Annotated in this window: 15 protein-coding genes and 2 pseudogenes; 7 read left to right on the plus strand and 10 right to left on the minus strand. The window is 67.2% G+C overall.

From position 1 onward, the window contains the following. From ACRDU5_RS05050 to ACRDU5_RS05060, 3 genes and pseudogenes are all read right to left on the minus strand, one after another. A pseudogene (locus ACRDU5_RS05050) lies at positions 1–266 on the minus strand (alpha/beta hydrolase); the annotation flags it as partial. Positions 267–281: 15 nt separating this feature from the next. Further along, positions 282–963 (minus strand): annotated as a pseudogene (locus tag ACRDU5_RS05055) (radical SAM family protein); the annotation flags it as partial. Between the two features lie 13 nt (positions 964–976). After that, positions 977–1,996: an NAD(P)-dependent alcohol dehydrogenase gene (locus ACRDU5_RS05060; RefSeq protein ID WP_526613305.1), complete on the minus strand. Its 1,020-nt coding sequence runs from the start codon at positions 1,994–1,996 to the stop codon at positions 977–979. Between the two features lie 61 nt (positions 1,997–2,057). On the opposite strand from ACRDU5_RS05060, the gene ACRDU5_RS05065 reads away from it, so the two are divergent. The 3 genes from ACRDU5_RS05065 to ACRDU5_RS05075 are packed head-to-tail and all read left to right on the plus strand — an operon-like array spanning position 2,058 to position 3,914. Then, on the plus strand, positions 2,058–2,663 hold the full coding sequence (locus ACRDU5_RS05065; RefSeq protein WP_526613306.1) for a TetR/AcrR family transcriptional regulator: 606 nt from the start codon (positions 2,058–2,060) through the stop codon (positions 2,661–2,663). Between the two features lie 9 nt (positions 2,664–2,672). After that, positions 2,673–3,566 (plus strand): haloalkane dehalogenase, encoded by an 894-nt coding sequence (locus ACRDU5_RS05070; RefSeq protein ID WP_526613308.1) that lies wholly within the window; start codon positions 2,673–2,675, stop codon positions 3,564–3,566. Between the two features lie 9 nt (positions 3,567–3,575). Further along, complete coding sequence (locus tag ACRDU5_RS05075; RefSeq protein WP_526613309.1) at positions 3,576–3,914, plus strand: gamma-glutamylcyclotransferase family protein; 339 nt, start codon at positions 3,576–3,578, stop codon at positions 3,912–3,914. A gap of 1 nt (position 3,915) precedes the next feature. Here ACRDU5_RS05075 and ACRDU5_RS05080 read toward each other — a convergent pair whose 3' ends face one another. Then, positions 3,916–4,335 (minus strand): Rv2576c family protein, encoded by a 420-nt coding sequence (locus ACRDU5_RS05080; protein ID WP_526613311.1) that lies wholly within the window; start codon positions 4,333–4,335, stop codon positions 3,916–3,918. A gap of 99 nt (positions 4,336–4,434) precedes the next feature. Further along, on the minus strand, positions 4,435–4,638 hold the full coding sequence (locus ACRDU5_RS05085) for a hypothetical protein (RefSeq protein ID WP_526613312.1): 204 nt from the start codon (positions 4,636–4,638) through the stop codon (positions 4,435–4,437). A gap of 34 nt (positions 4,639–4,672) precedes the next feature. Between ACRDU5_RS05085 and ACRDU5_RS05090 the strand changes: the two genes are divergently transcribed. Further along, positions 4,673–5,017, plus strand: a complete 345-nt coding sequence (locus tag ACRDU5_RS05090; protein WP_526613327.1) for a TetR/AcrR family transcriptional regulator C-terminal ligand-binding domain-containing protein — start codon at positions 4,673–4,675, stop codon at positions 5,015–5,017. Between the two features lie 23 nt (positions 5,018–5,040). Next, positions 5,041–5,571, plus strand: coding sequence for a hypothetical protein (locus ACRDU5_RS05095; protein ID WP_526613314.1), 531 nt, complete (start codon positions 5,041–5,043; stop codon positions 5,569–5,571). On the opposite strand, the gene hisS is transcribed toward ACRDU5_RS05095, so the two are convergent. Next, positions 5,556–6,830, minus strand: a complete 1,275-nt coding sequence (gene hisS / locus ACRDU5_RS05100) for a histidine--tRNA ligase (RefSeq protein WP_526613315.1) — start codon at positions 6,828–6,830, stop codon at positions 5,556–5,558. The two genes, ACRDU5_RS05095 and hisS, sit on opposite strands and share 16 nt — an antisense overlap. Then, positions 6,827–7,504 carry an MBL fold metallo-hydrolase gene (locus tag ACRDU5_RS05105; RefSeq protein ID WP_526613317.1) on the minus strand — a complete coding sequence of 226 codons (678 nt, stop codon included), beginning with the start codon at positions 7,502–7,504 and terminating at the stop codon, positions 6,827–6,829. Before ACRDU5_RS05105 ends, hisS begins: the two co-directional genes overlap by 4 nt. A gap of 106 nt (positions 7,505–7,610) precedes the next feature. On the opposite strand from ACRDU5_RS05105, the gene ACRDU5_RS05110 reads away from it, so the two are divergent. Continuing rightward, positions 7,611–8,495: a peptidylprolyl isomerase gene (locus ACRDU5_RS05110; protein ID WP_526613318.1), complete on the plus strand. Its 885-nt coding sequence runs from the start codon at positions 7,611–7,613 to the stop codon at positions 8,493–8,495. A 6-nt stretch (positions 8,496–8,501) separates the two neighbouring features. After that, positions 8,502–9,494, plus strand: coding sequence for a peptidylprolyl isomerase (locus ACRDU5_RS05115; protein ID WP_526613320.1), 993 nt, complete (start codon positions 8,502–8,504; stop codon positions 9,492–9,494). A gap of 2 nt (positions 9,495–9,496) precedes the next feature. Here the strand turns inward: ACRDU5_RS05115 and ACRDU5_RS05120 are convergent, their stop codons facing one another. The 3 genes from ACRDU5_RS05120 to ACRDU5_RS05130 are packed head-to-tail and all read right to left on the minus strand — an operon-like array spanning position 9,497 to position 14,045. After that, the gene (locus ACRDU5_RS05120; protein WP_526613322.1) at positions 9,497–11,839 is read right to left on the minus strand and encodes a RelA/SpoT family protein; all 2,343 of its coding nucleotides are present in this window, start codon (positions 11,837–11,839) and stop codon (positions 9,497–9,499) included. Between the two features lie 35 nt (positions 11,840–11,874). Next, positions 11,875–12,399, minus strand: coding sequence for an adenine phosphoribosyltransferase (locus ACRDU5_RS05125; protein ID WP_526613324.1), 525 nt, complete (start codon positions 12,397–12,399; stop codon positions 11,875–11,877). After that, positions 12,396–14,045: an ABC transporter substrate-binding protein gene (locus tag ACRDU5_RS05130; protein ID WP_526613325.1), complete on the minus strand. Its 1,650-nt coding sequence runs from the start codon at positions 14,043–14,045 to the stop codon at positions 12,396–12,398. The genes ACRDU5_RS05125 and ACRDU5_RS05130 overlap by 4 nt, the downstream gene beginning before the upstream one ends. Between the last annotated feature and the right edge of the window lie 39 nt (positions 14,046–14,084).

Consider the following 14,084-nt stretch of genomic DNA (forward strand, 5'->3'; position numbering starts at 1 on the left):
ATGGCGAGCACACGCACCGCGGGTTCGCCGTCGACATTGAGTTGCGTCATCGTCACGCCCCTCCCCGGCTTCGTGCTCAGGCGGAAGCCGAGCCGAGCCAGCGGCAGCGTGCGCGGGGTGAACGAAACGGGAATCAATGGCAGAACGGGACTGCGAAGCTCCGGCGCCACATCGGCCAGGGCGTCCCGCGTCCGCACATAGCGGCGCGCGACGTACGCCGACGCGACGAGAGCGGCGAGAGTGGCGAGCCCTAGGACCCTTCTCATGGCGGGTTGAGAGTACTAGAACAGTGTGGGCTGCGGTTCGGCGACGGGCGCGACCGCCGGAAGTTCTGTGGTGCGAAACGATCGGCGGTCCGGCGCCAAGCCATGCTTTTCCACCAACGGACTCACCCTGTCGGCCAACATGTCTCGGTATTCGGACGGTAGGTATGCGCCGCGGCGGTACAGCCGCCGATATTCGTCGACCAGCTCCGGATGCGATCGCGACAGCCAGGACATGAACCAGCCACGGGTGGAACCGCGCAGATGCAGCCCCAACACCGTCACGCCGATGGCGCCGGCGTCGCGGATCGCGGCGATCAGCCCGAGCCGGGCCTGCGGCCAGCGCACTGATGATTCCGGGCATCAGCGCGTAGCGGCCTTCGGCCCGCTGATACGGATCGGTGTTGGTACCCAGCGCGACGGTTTCACGCTGCCACGACCGCCGCTGCACCTCCCGCCGTAGCACCTCGGCGACGTTGGTCTTGACCACCACCTGGGTGTCGAAGTCGGTGCCGCAGTCCAGATCGAGGTACTCATGGGTGGGCCGGGCGAAGCAGTACCGGCAGGCATGCGAGCAGCCGCGGTAGCCGTTGACGGTGTATCGAAAGGGCAGCATCGCCGCATTGGGCACCTTGTTCAGGGCCGACTTGCACAGCACCTCGTGAAACGTGATGCCGTCGAACTGCGGGGTCCGCACACTGTTCGATGAAATGTCAAGGCACCACGATCGACTTGAGGCTCGCCGGGTCAGAATCGCTGTCGAGGGCGTCGACCACATGGTCGAGGTCGTAGCGCCCAGTGACGAGTGAATCGAGGTCGACGGCTCCCGACGTCACCAGATGAATTGCGGTGGGCCAAGTGTCGGTATAGCGGAACACCCCGGTGACCGTGATCTCCATGTTCTGGATGTAGGAGATCGGCAGGCCGAAGTCGTCGGCACCCATGCCGACCAATACCACCCGGCCCGCGGGTCCGACCGCCTTGACTCCGCTGACGACGGCGGGCGGGGCTCCGCTGGCGTCGACGAACGCGTCGACCTGAGGATGAAGCGCGACGACGTCGTCGGCGGCCGGGTCGAGCACTTCGGTGGCGCCGAATTGCAGCACCCGTTCGCGGCGTGCGGGCAACGGATCGGAGACGACGATTCGGCCGGCGCCGAACGCCCGCGCGGTTTGCGCACACATGACGCCGATCGGTCCCGCGCCGGCGATCAGGATGCTCGAGCCGGGCCCCGCCGCGGCCTTGCGCATGGTGGCGATCGCCACCGACAGCGGCTCGAGCAGCGCGGCCGCTTCGTCGGACATGGAATCCGGTACCGGGTGGGCCATTTCGGCGTCGATGGTGACGAACCGGCACAGCGCGCCGTCGACCGGCGGTGTCGCGAAGAACCTCATATGCGGGCACAGGTTGTAGCGACCCGAGGTGCACTGCTTGCAGCGCCGGCAGGGGTGCTGGGGCTCGATGGCGACTCGCTGGCCGACGCGGCCGGAATCGACCTGTTCGCCGACCGCGGTGATGCGTCCCGAAAGTTCGTGGCCGAGGATCAATGGCTCGCTGACGACGTAGTCGCCGATCCGGCCGTAGCGGTAATAGTGGACGTCGGAACCGCAGACGCCGACAGCCGCGACCTCGACGAGGACCTGGTGCGGCGCGGGCGACGGTATGGGCCGGTTCTCGATGGTCAGGCTGCCCACCCCGGTGAGCACACTGGCCCGCATGGTGTCCGGAGGCATAGTCCGATCATGCAATGCATTCCCGCATGATGTCCATCATGCGACTAGTATGATGCGAATCATGCGAAATTCGGCCACCAAGCGAGCGACCAGCAAGCGGGAATCGCGCGGTCGCATCCTGGATGCGGCCGCCCGCCGGCTGCGTGAGGAGGGTCTGGCCGGCGCGGCGATCGTCCCGGTCATGCGCGACGCCGGGCTCACGCACGGCTCGTTCTATTCGCACTTCGCCACCAAGGACGAGCTGGCCGGCGCCGCCTTCACGCACGCGATCGGCACCGGCCGGTCGCACTGGATCAAGCCGATGCGCGGCGAATCGTGGGGCGCGCGCCTGACCGGCCTGGCGAAGCGCTACCTCACCCCCGCTCACCGCGACCAACTGGCTACCAGCTGCGGCTTCGCGAGCCTGAGCTCCGATGCCGCGCACGGCTCCGACCATTTCCGCGCCTGCTACGAAGGCGAGCTGCGCAAGTCACTGGCCGCGATCTGCGGAGGCGGTGATATTGGAGACGTCGACGGTGCCCGATTGGACGACGCCATCGCGCTGATGACGATATGCGTCGGCGGCATGTCGCTGGCACGGGCGGTCGCCGACCCGAAATTCTCTTCGCGGATCCTGCGGGTCGCCGGCGAAGCGGCAGCCAAACTTGCAGCCACTCAACCGAATTAGGAGGGCGTGATGGCGGGAAGCAAACCGTATGGGCAGTTGCGGTACAAGGAGATCAACGGCAAACGGATGGCCTACGTCGACGAGGGCGACGGTCCGGCGATTGTCTTTCAGCACGGCAACCCCACATCGTCCTACCTGTGGCGCAACGTCATGCCGCATCTCGAGGGCCTGGGTCGGCTGGTGGCATGCGATCTGATCGGCATGGGTGGGTCGGACAAGCTCGACGACTCCGGGCCGGACCGCTACCACTACGCCGAACACCGCGACTATTTGTTCGCGCTGTGGGACGCTCTCGACCTTGGCGACCGGGTGGTGTTGGTGCTGCACGACTGGGGGTCGGCACTGGGCTTCGAGTGGGCCAACCGGCACCGCGACCGGGTGGCCGGCATCGCCTACATGGAAGCCATTGCGATGCCGATCGATTGGGCAGACTTTCCCGATCCCGTCCGTGGCGTGTTCGAGGGCTTCCGCTCGCCGGGGGGCGAAGCGATGGTGCTGGAACAGAACCTGTTCGTCGAAGCCGTGCTGCCCGGGGCCATCCAGCGCAAGCTTTCCGACGACGAGATGGACCACTACCGCCAACCGTTCCGCAATCCCGGCGAGGACCGGCGGCCGACGTTGTCCTGGCCGCGGAACATCCCGATCGAGGGCGAGCCGGCCGACGTCGTCGACGTGGTCAGCGAGTATGGCAACTGGCTGGCGCAAAGCGACGTGCCCAAGTTGTTCGTCAACGCCAACCCGGGTGCCGTCACGCGCGGGCGGGTTCGTGACTTCGTCCGAACCTGGCCGAATCAGACCGAAGTCACCGTTCCCGGCACGCATTTCATCCAGGAGGACAGTCCCGACGAGATCGGCGCCGCAGTCGCCGAGTTCGTCCGGCGAGTGCGTTCACCGGATGCTTAACTGTCCGGCGTGACGGAACTGCTGTTCTCCTACGGCACGCTGCGTCAGCGCGACGTGCAATTGAGCACCTTCGGCCGCGAACTCGACGGTCGGCCGGACGCCATCGTCGGATTCGACCTGAACTACGTCACCATCTCCGACCCGCATGTGATCGCAACCAGCGGTAGCGATCGTCATCCGATCCTGCGGCCAAGCGAGCGTCCGGACGCCGCGGTCGAGGGCACGGTATTCGCCATCAGCACCGACGAATTGGCCGCCGCCGACGAGTACGAGGTCGACGACTATCGCCGCATTGCGGTGCCGCTGCGCTCAGGCGACAGTGCGTGGGTGTACATCTTCGCCGGGTGAGTCACCAACGGCTCAGCTGGCAATGCACGGTGTAGGGACCGTCCTGCTGCACCGCCACCTGACCGTCGATCGCGATCTCGCAGTGTGGGTTCGGCGAGCCCTGCATGGCGTGCACGCCGGTGCTCGCGGTGATGATCGCCCATTGCGGATCCTCGAGCGTGGTTTCGAACACCCATGGCACACCCGGCTGCAGTACCAGCTGTTCGCTCTTCAGGTACGCGTACGCATCGGCGTTATAGGCCTCCTTGCTCGGAGGTTGAGCCGTCAGATAGTTGAGGTTGAAATCCGCAGCGCCTGTCGAGGTGAGCGTATACCGGACCTGCTGCCCGGTGGGCTCCGCATTCGAAACCGCTTGACTAGGCACAACTCCAGCGGCGGCGATCAACGCACCCACGCCGAACCTGACTGCCACGTTTCTCATGTAGATCTACCTTACCGTCGACGAATTCCTAACCACTGACCGTGCACATCGCCGGACACTAGCGGATCGTTACAAACACAACGATCGTGTGACCGCCGGCTAGTTATCCATCACTCGTTTCGAGCGCGAGCACCGGAATCGTGCGGTGGGCGCGACGGCGGTAGTGGGTAAACCCCGGATATATCTCGATACCGCGTTGGTACAAGCGCTCTCGCGCTTCCCGCCTGGTACTACAACCTCGTGGCGACGACCGTAGTTCGACGCGATGATTATCAGCCGTTCGCCGTCGGGCACAGCGAGCATGACGTGCGTCCGCGGCTGACCCGTCTTGGCTCCGGTGGTCGTCGTCGCCGTTCCCGACACCGGCTCGCTCCGAGAAGACCTGCTGGAGCTGGCCCGCCGCTCGGCGGCGATCCAGACCTCTCCCGCCGGCGAGGCGGTCGTCCGCGCTGTCGCGGGTGAGGCGCCCGGCAATCCCGCCATCGCCGCTGCAGCCAAACGGTTCTGGGCGGAACGCCTCGAACTCGATGCGCGGACAGCGGATTCGCCGGTGATCGAATCACTGCTCAGCGCGCTCTACTTCCGTCTACTGGTTACCGGTGAACCACTCGATGATGGGTTCATCGAGAGCATTGCCGACCTGGGCTACGCCGCGTGCAGGGCGCCCCGGCCCCCCAGCTAAGGCAACCGTGGCAAGCTCCAGGTATGAGTACGCCATCCGAGCCCCGGATACTCGCCGATACCGGCGGACTTGTTGTCACTGACGACGGCCGTCGGGTTCTGGTCATCGACCGAGGTACCGGCGCACTGTCGATACTGGCGTTCGTCCTCGGCGTGATCACGATCGTCGTTGCCGGCTTCGGTGCTGTCGCGCTCATCGCAGGCGTTCCCTCACGGGCGCTGGGCGCGATCTTCTTGGCTGTCGGCCTCGTGTTCGCGGTACTGACTATCGTCGTGGTGCGCAAGTTTCGTCGTAATCGCAGCCGGCCATTGCACGATTGCCGCCCGGTTGCGGTCATCGACCGCAAGCTGGGGCTGTTCAGCTACCGGGGCGGCGCTTTGGTGCAACTGGATCAGGTGCGCTTCGCCCGCAAGCTCCAAATAGGTTCGAGCTCACCGAAGCTGGTCGCGGTCACCCCGGGCGGAACACTGGTGCTCAAGCGAGGCAGCCCGTTCGACGGTGGAGTCGGCACGGTAGATGAGCTGCTGACCGCGGCGATTCAGGGCGCTCGATAGCGCGCTAGCCGCGAAAGTACCTCGCCGACAACGGCGTCGGCAGCAATGTCTACCTGCTCGCCGGTCGCGAGATCCTTCACGCCGATGGTGCCGGCCTCGATGTCGCGGTCGCCGGCCACCAGCGCGAGCGACGCGCCGGAACGGTCGGCGGCCCGCATGGCGCCCTTCAGGCCACGGTCACCATAGGCCAGATCCACCCGCACCCCAGCGGCCCGGAGCTCCGCGGCCAGCACCGACAGCCGCACCTTGGCCTGTTCGCCGAGCGGCACGCCGAACACGTCGACCCGCGTTGGCTGACCCGCCGTCTTGCCTTCGGCCTTCAGCGCCAGCATCGTCCGGTCGACGCCAAGGCCGAAGCCGATACCGGACAAGTCTTTTCCACCGAGCCGGCGCATCAGCCCGTCGTAGCGGCCGCCGCCACCGATTCCGGACTGCGAACCCAAACCGTCGTGCACGAACTCGAACGTGGTCTTGGTGTAGTAGTCCAACCCTCGTACCATCCGCGGGTTGAGCACATAGGGCACGCCGAGCGCGTCCAAGTGCGCCAGCACGGTGTCGAAATGCTGCTTGGCGACATCGGAGAGGTGGTCCAACATGACGGGGGCATCAGCAGTCAGCGCACGTACCGCCGGCCGCTTGTCGTCGAGCACCCGCAGCGGGTTGAACTCCGCCCGCCGGCGGGTGTCCTCGTCGAGGTCGAGCTTGAACAAGTAGTCCTGCAACAGTTCCCGGTACTGCGGCCGGCAACTGTCGTCGCCCAGCGAGGTGATCTCCAGCCGAAAGCCGTCCAGACCCAGCGCCCGGAAACCGGCGTCGGCGACCGCGATCACCTCGGCGTCAAGCGCCGGGTCGTCGACACCGATCGCCTCCACTCCGACCTGCTGCAGTTGTCGGTAGCGCCCGGCCTGCGGCCGCTCGTAACGGAAGAACGGACCTGCGTAACAGAGCTTGACCGGCAACGGGCCGCGGTCCAAACCATGCTCGATCGCCGCGCGGATCACGCCGGCGGTGCCCTCCGGCCGCAGCGTCACCGAGCGGTCGCCGCGGTCGGCGAAGGTGTACATCTCCTTGCTGACCACATCGGTGGACTCCCCTACCCCGCGGGCGAACAGCGCGGTGTCCTCGAAGATGGGCAGCTCGATGTCGGCGTACCCGGCGCGGTGGGCGGCATCCAGCAGGCCGTCGCGAACCGCGACGAACTGCGCCGACTCCGGTGGAAGGTAGTCGGGCACGCCCTTCGGGGCCTGGAATTCGGTCACAGGGTCAAACCTTCGAGGAACGGGTTGGTGCGGCGTTCGAGTCCGATGGTGGACTTTTCGCCGTGCCCCGGTAGTACCACGGTGTCGTCGTCGAGCACCATCAGTTTTGTCACGATCGAGCCCAGCAGATCCCGGCCGCTGCCGCCCGGTAGGTCGGTGCGCCCGACCGACTGCCGGAACAGCGTGTCACCGGTGAACACCACGTCGGCGGAGTCCTCGCCCGGGACGCGGAAGACGACCGAGCCGCGGGTGTGCCCCGGGGTGTGGTCGACCGCGACGGTGATGTTGCTGGTCTGGCCGATGTCCAGCTTGTGCCCGTCGGAGTCCAGCTCCACCACCTGCTTGGGCTCCCGGAACAACGTGCCGAAGGCGATCTGGCCCAGCCGCGGCCCGAAGCCCTTGATCGGGTCGGAGAGCATGAACCGGTCCTCGGGATGGATGTAGGCCGGGCAGCCGTAGGCGTCGGCGACCTTCTGCGCCGACCAGATGTGGTCGATGTGCCCGTGCGTCAGCAGCACCGCCGCGGGCGTGAGGCGGTTCTCGTCGAGAATCCGGCGTAGCGGACCCATCGCCCGCTGGCCGGGGTCGACGACAATGGCGTCCGCCCCGGCTCGCGGCGCGAGCACATAGCAGTTGCAGGCCAACATCCCGGCCGGAAACCCGGTGATCAACACGACGTCCAGTTTCCCACCCCGGCTTCTCAAGGGGCTCTTGGCCCACATTCAGCTACGGCTGGCACACTCGTTGCGGACCGACGAGCACGCGAGGAGGACCACGGCGGTGCCGACCAACGAACAGCGGCGGGCAACAGCGAAGCGCAAACTGGAGCGGCAGCTGGAGCGACGCGCCGCGCAGGCCCGCAGGCGACGCCTGTACGCGATCATCGGCTCGACGCTGGGCGCGATCGTCCTGGTCGCGGGCGTGGTGGCAGCTGTGGTCGTCACCAACCGCGACAACGACAGCACCACCGCCGCGGCCACCAACACCCCGCCGAGCACGCCGGCGGCGCCGGCGCAACCGGCAAGCGGTCAACTGCCGCCGCTTGCCCCGCCCGCCGATCTCGGGAAGAACTGTCAGTATCCGGCGGCGGCGACTCCGGCCAGCAGGCCCAACACGCCGCCGCGAACGGGCGAGGTGCCGACAGACCCGGCACAGGTCAGCGTGAGCATGGCCACCAACCAGGGCAACATCGGCCTGCAGCTCGACAACGCCAAGGCGCCGTGCACGGTGAACAGCTTCGCCAGCCTGGCCCAGCAGGGCTATTTCAACGACACCCCCTGCCACCGGCTGACCACCAGTGCGGCGCTGTCGGTGCTGCAGTGCGGCGACCCGACGGGTGCGGGCACCGGCGGCCCGGGCTACCAATTCGGCAACGAGTACCCGACCAACCAGTACCAGCCCGACGATCCTGCGTTGCAGGAGCCGGTGACCTACCCGCGCGGCACCATAGCCATGGCGCACAGCATGGGCGCACATGACAACGGCAGTCAGTTCTTCCTGGTGTACCAGGACTCACAACTGCCACCCGACTACACGGTGTTCGGCACCATCGACGAGACCGGCCTGGCCACCCTGGACAAGGTCGCCGAGCAGGGCGTCGCCGACGGCGGCGAGGACGGCAAGCCGAAGGCCGACGTCCAGGTCAAGTCGATCCTGCTGGACTGACGCCTCGTGACGACTCCGCCGCCTCCCTACGGCGCATATCCCCCGCAGGTCGACCCGTATTACGGCTATCCGCGGCCGCGGCCGACCAACGCCATGGCGATCGCGTCGCTGGTGTGTGCGTTCCTGTTCGCACCCTTGGGCATCGTCTTCGGCCACATATCGCTGTCGCAGCTCAAGCGCACCGGCGAGGATGGCCACGGGCTGGCCGTGGCCGGCCTGGTCATCGGCTACCTGATCACGGTGGGGACGGCCGTGGCGGTGGTGGCGGTCGCGGTGTTGATGATGGCGCTGGCGCGTGACCTGGAGAACCGCCGGCAGCCGAGCCCCGGCTCTCCCGGCATCACCGCGACGCCGGCACCAGACGGCGAGCTTCCGCGGTTCAAACCGCCGGCCAATCTCGGCGCCAACTGCACCTATCCGGCCACCACCGAGCCGGCGAGCAAGCCCAACACGCCGCCGCGGGCCGGCAAGGTGCCGACCGAGCCGGCCCTGGTCAGCGCGAGCGTCGCCACCAACCAGGGCAACATCGGGCTGCTGCTCGACAACGAAAAGGCGCCGTGCACCGTCAACAGCTTCGCCAGCCTGGCCCAGCAGGGCTACTTCGACGGCACATCGTGTCACCGGCTGACCACCACGCCCGATCTCGGCGTGCTGCAGTGCGGCGACCCGACGGGCACCGGCACGGGCGGTCCGGGCTACCAGTTCGCCAACGAGTACCCCACCAACCAGTACCGGATCTCCGATCCGGCGCTGGACACTCCGGTGACGTATCCGCGCGGCACACTGGCGATGGCGAATGCGGGAGCGGGGACCAACGGAAGCCAGTTCTTCCTGGTCTACGCCGACTCGATGCTGCCGCCGACGTACACCGCGTTCGGCACCATCGACGCCACCGGGCTCGCGACCATCGACAAGATCGCCGACGCGGGTGTCGACGGCGCGGGCGACGACGGCAAGCCGGCAACCGACGTGACGTTCGAATCGATTCGGCTCGACTGAGCTCAGGCCGCGGAGGTGATGCGGTAGACGTCGTAGACGCCTTCCACGTTGCGAACCAAACTGAGCACGTGGCCGAGATGCTTGGGGTCGCCCATTTCGAAGGTGAAGCGGCTGATCGCCACCCGGTCGTTGGACGTGGTCACCGATGCCGACAGGATGTTCACTTTCTCGTCGGCGAGTACCCGCGTCACGTCCGACAGCAGCCGGTGCCGGTCGAGCGCCTCGACCTGGATGGCCACCAGGAACACCGATGACGGTGACGGCGCCCATTTCACGTCGATGATCCGCTCGGCCTGCTGTTGCAGCGACGACGCGTTGGTGCAGTCGGTGCGGTGCACACTGACCCCGCCGCCGCGGGTGACGAAGCCCATGATGTCGTCGCCGGGAACCGGCGTGCAGCACTTGGCCAGCTTGGTCAGCACACCGGGCGCACCGGGCACCGCGACGCCGACGTCGTCGGTGCTGCGCTGGCGCACCGCCATGGTGGTCGGAGTCGACCGCTCGGCCAGCTCATCGGTGGCCTCGTCGTCGCCGCCGAGCTGGGCCACCAGCCGCTGCACCACATGCCGCGCGGATACGTGGCCTTCGCCGACGGCGGTATACAGCGCCGACACGTCCGCGTAGCGCAATTCGCGGGCCAGTGCAGCCATCGACTCGGCATTCATCAAGCGCTGCAACGGAAGCCCGCCACGCCGCACCTCGCGCGCGATCCCGTCCTTGCCGGATTCCAACGCCTCCTCGCGGCGCTCCTTGGCGAACCACTGCCGGATCTTGGCCTTCGCCCGCGGCGACACCACGAACTGCTGCCAGTCCCGCGAGGGCCCGGCGTTCGGCGCCTTGGACGTGAAAACCTCGACGACTTCACCGTTTTCCAGCTTGCGCTCCAGCGCCACCAGCCGGCCGTTGACCCGGGCGCCGATGCAGCGGTGACCGACCTCGGTGTGCACCGCATAGGCGAAGTCGACCGGCGTCGAGCCGGTGGGCAGCGTGATCACGTCCCCCTTCGGGGTGAACACGAAGATCTCCTGCACCGCAAGGTCGTAGCGCAGCGACTCGAGGAACTCGCTGGGGTCGGCGGCCTCCCGCTGCCAGTCCAGCAGTTGGCGCATCCATGCCATGTCGTCGATCTCGGCGGCGGCGTGGCCGGTCGGTAAGCCGTTGCGGCCCTTGACTTCCTTGTAGCGCCAATGCGCGGCGATGCCGTATTCCGCCGTCTTGTGCATATCCATGGTGCGGATCTGGATCTCCAGTGGCTTGCCCTCGGGCCCGACGACCGTGGTGTGCAGCGACTGGTAGACCCCGAACCGCGGCTGGGCGATGTAGTCCTTGAACCGCCCGGCAATCGGCTGCCACAACGAATGCACAACGCCGACAGCGGCATAACAGTCGCGAATCTCGTCGCACAGGATCCGCAAGCCCACCAGGTCGTGGATGTCATCGAAGTCGCGGCCCTTGACGATCATCTTCTGGTAGATCGACCAGTAGTGCTTTGGCCTGCCCTCGACCACCGCGTTGATCTTCATCGCGGTCAGCGTGGTGACAATTTCGGAACGCACCTTGGCCAGGTAGGTGTCGCGCGACGGCGCCCGATCGGCGACAAGCCGCACGATCTCCTCGTACTTCTTCGGGTGCAGGATCGCGAACGACAGGTCTTCCAGTTCCCACTTGACCGTGGCCATGCCCAGCCGATGTGCAAGCGGCGCAATGACTTCCAGGGTCTCGCGGGCCTTGCGGGCTTGCTTCTCGGGCGGCAGGAAGCGCATGGTTCGCATGTTGTGCAGCCGGTCGGCAACCTTGATCACCAGCACGCGGAAATCGCGGGCCATCGCGATGATCATCTTGCGGATGGTCTCGCCCTCCGCGGCGGTGCCGAGCGCGACCTTGTCCAGCTTGGTGACGCCGTCGACGAGGTGGCCTACCTCGGTGCCGAATTCCTCGGTCAACGCATCCAGGGTGTACCCGGTGTCCTCGACGGTGTCGTGCAGCAGCGCGGCGATCAGTGTGGTGGTGTCCATGCCGAGCTCGGCCAGGATGTTGGCGACCGCCAGCGGATGGGTGATGTACGGATCGCCGGATCGGCGCATCTGGGTTGCGTGCCGCTCCTCGGCGACCTCGTAGGCGCGCTGCAGCAGGCTCAGGTCGGCCTTCGGGTAGTTCTCGCGGTGCACGGCGACCAGCGGCTCGAGCACCGGGTTGACGGCGCCGCCCCGTGAGGTCATTCGGCGCGCCAGCCGCGCGCGAACCCGCCGGGATGCGCTGGTGGAGGTCTTCCCGGTGTCCGGCGACGCCGCATCGGGCGCCGGTGGCGATTGCACGGCCTGATCCGTGACTTGGTCGTCAGCCATCGTCACCTCCTCCACCAGACTTCGAGGATATCGCTTCAGAAGGTGTGCAAGCTGCTGACGGGTGGCGGTTCGACCAGATCGCGGCCGCCCAGGGCGGCCAACTCCAGTACCACCGCGGCGCGGGAGACCGTCGCCCCCGCCTTGCTGAGCAGCCGCGTCGTCGCGGCGAGGGTGCCGCCGGTGGCCAGCACGTCGTCGATGATCACGACGGCGCGCCCGGCCAGCTCGATGCCGTCGGCGGGGATCTCGAGGGTCGCCGTGCCGTATTCGAGGCTGTAGGTCTCGCTGTGCACCGGCGGCGGCAGCTTGCCGCCCTTACGGACGGCCAGCACCCCGATCCCGAGCTTGGCGGCGACGGCGCCGCCGAGCAGGAAGCCGCGGGCATCGACACCGGCGACCAGCTCCGCACCCGAAGCGATTTCGGCCAGCGCATCGGTCACGACGGCCAGCCCATGAGCGTCAGCCAACACCGGCGTCAGATCCTTGAACTGGATGCCCGGCTCGGGGAAGTCGGCGACTTCGCGGGTCAGAGACCGGATAACCGCTTCGATGTCGCTCATTTCGCCAGTACCCACCGGTCCATGTTCCACCCTGCGCCCCATCGGGTCGGATTGCTGCTCACGGCGTACGTCTTGTTCGATGCGATCAGCGTGCGCTGCTGCCGGTACAACGGCAGCGTGGGTATGTCGGCCCACAGGATCGGCCCGCCCTCACCCAACAGCCGCGACAGCTCCTTGGGATCGGAGGTCAGCGCGAGCGTGTCGATGATGCCGTCGATGCGAGGGTTGGAGTAGCCGGACAGGTTGTTGCCGTTGCCGGTGTGCAGGCCGTAGGCGTCCATCACCGATGAGCCGGACGAACCACTGCCCGTCGCCCCGCCGGTGCTGGCCAGCAATACGTCGATTTCGTTGTTACGCAGCGTAAGCGGACCGGTGGATTCGGAGGCGACATCCTGCACGGCGATACCGGCAGGCGCACACGATTTTGCGATCGCGCCGACCGTCGCGGCGAGCCGGGCGTTCGGGCTCTGATAGCCGATGCGGACGGCCAGCGGCTGCCCGCCCAGCGCGGCCCGGGCGGCGTCGGGATTGGCGACGGTGAACTGGCCGGCCTCCGCGGCCGCCTCGGCGGCGCCGACCGCGTCCTCGCTGGCCGGATTGAGTCGCGAGTTGGCGATCGGGACCTCCGCGTTCCGGGCGATCACGTCGCGCGGGGTGCACAATGCCAGCGCGCGGCGCGCCGGCGGGGCCGCCATCGGCCCCTGCGCCGCAAAGATCAGCTGCTGGATGCCCGCCGAGGGCGTATAGGTTTGGGTGTAGTCGTCGGGCATGTTCAGCACACCCGATGAGCCGGCGGCGACGTCGACGACGTCGACGCTGCCGTCGTTGATGCGGTCTTGGACATCGGCGCTCCGCGGTGACACGGTGACCCGGTGGGTGACGGGTTTGGCGCCCCACCATTTGTCGTTCGCGACGAGCACGACCGCGCCGTCCTCGGTGACCGATTCCAGCTTGTAGGGACCCGATGAGGGGAATTGTTTGAGGTCAACCTCCGGGCTGAGGTTCCAGATGTCGTTCCACGCCTGCGCGATGCGTCCGACATTCGCGACGTCGTTGTTGATGATGGCGGAAGTGACGCCGCCATCTCCCAAGCCGAGCGCGTCGGAGATGACGTGCGACGGCATCATCGACGTCGCCGCGAACAACTGCCCGAATTCGACGAAGGCGCGGTCCACCGCGAACGACACCCGCGCCCGCTTCTGCCCCGGCACGCACTCGACGCCGGCGATGTCGCGGTATCCGGCTTGACTGGCCGCGTCGAAACCCGGGAACCGACCGGACTGCGACGCCCAGGCCAGCACCAAATCGTCACAGGCGACGGGCTTGCCGTCGGAGTACACCGCCCTGTCGTTGATGTGGTAGTCGAGCACCAGCGGCGCCCGCCCGACCACCGAAATCGCGCCGAAGTCATGGTCGCCGACGATCTGGCCGTCCGGCCCGTGGTAGTTGAAACCGGTGAGGACGCGGGCGAATGCCTGCGGCCCGCCCGATGCGGCGCCTGCGACGGAGTTGACGTTGTACGTGATCAACGTGCCGTCGATCGCGTAATGAATCTCGTCGGCCGGGCTGCCCGAGCAGGACGACAAGCCGAGGACGCCGGCGACAGCCGCTATCACCGCGACGGTCCGCCGCAATCGGGCAGTCATCGGGCCTACCGCTGCCGGGTGTTCCGCTTACCCGAAGGC

It is taken from the genome of Mycobacterium sp. (assembly GCF_050701515.1).
In the GTDB taxonomy this organism is placed as follows: domain Bacteria; phylum Actinomycetota; class Actinomycetes; order Mycobacteriales; family Mycobacteriaceae; genus Mycobacterium.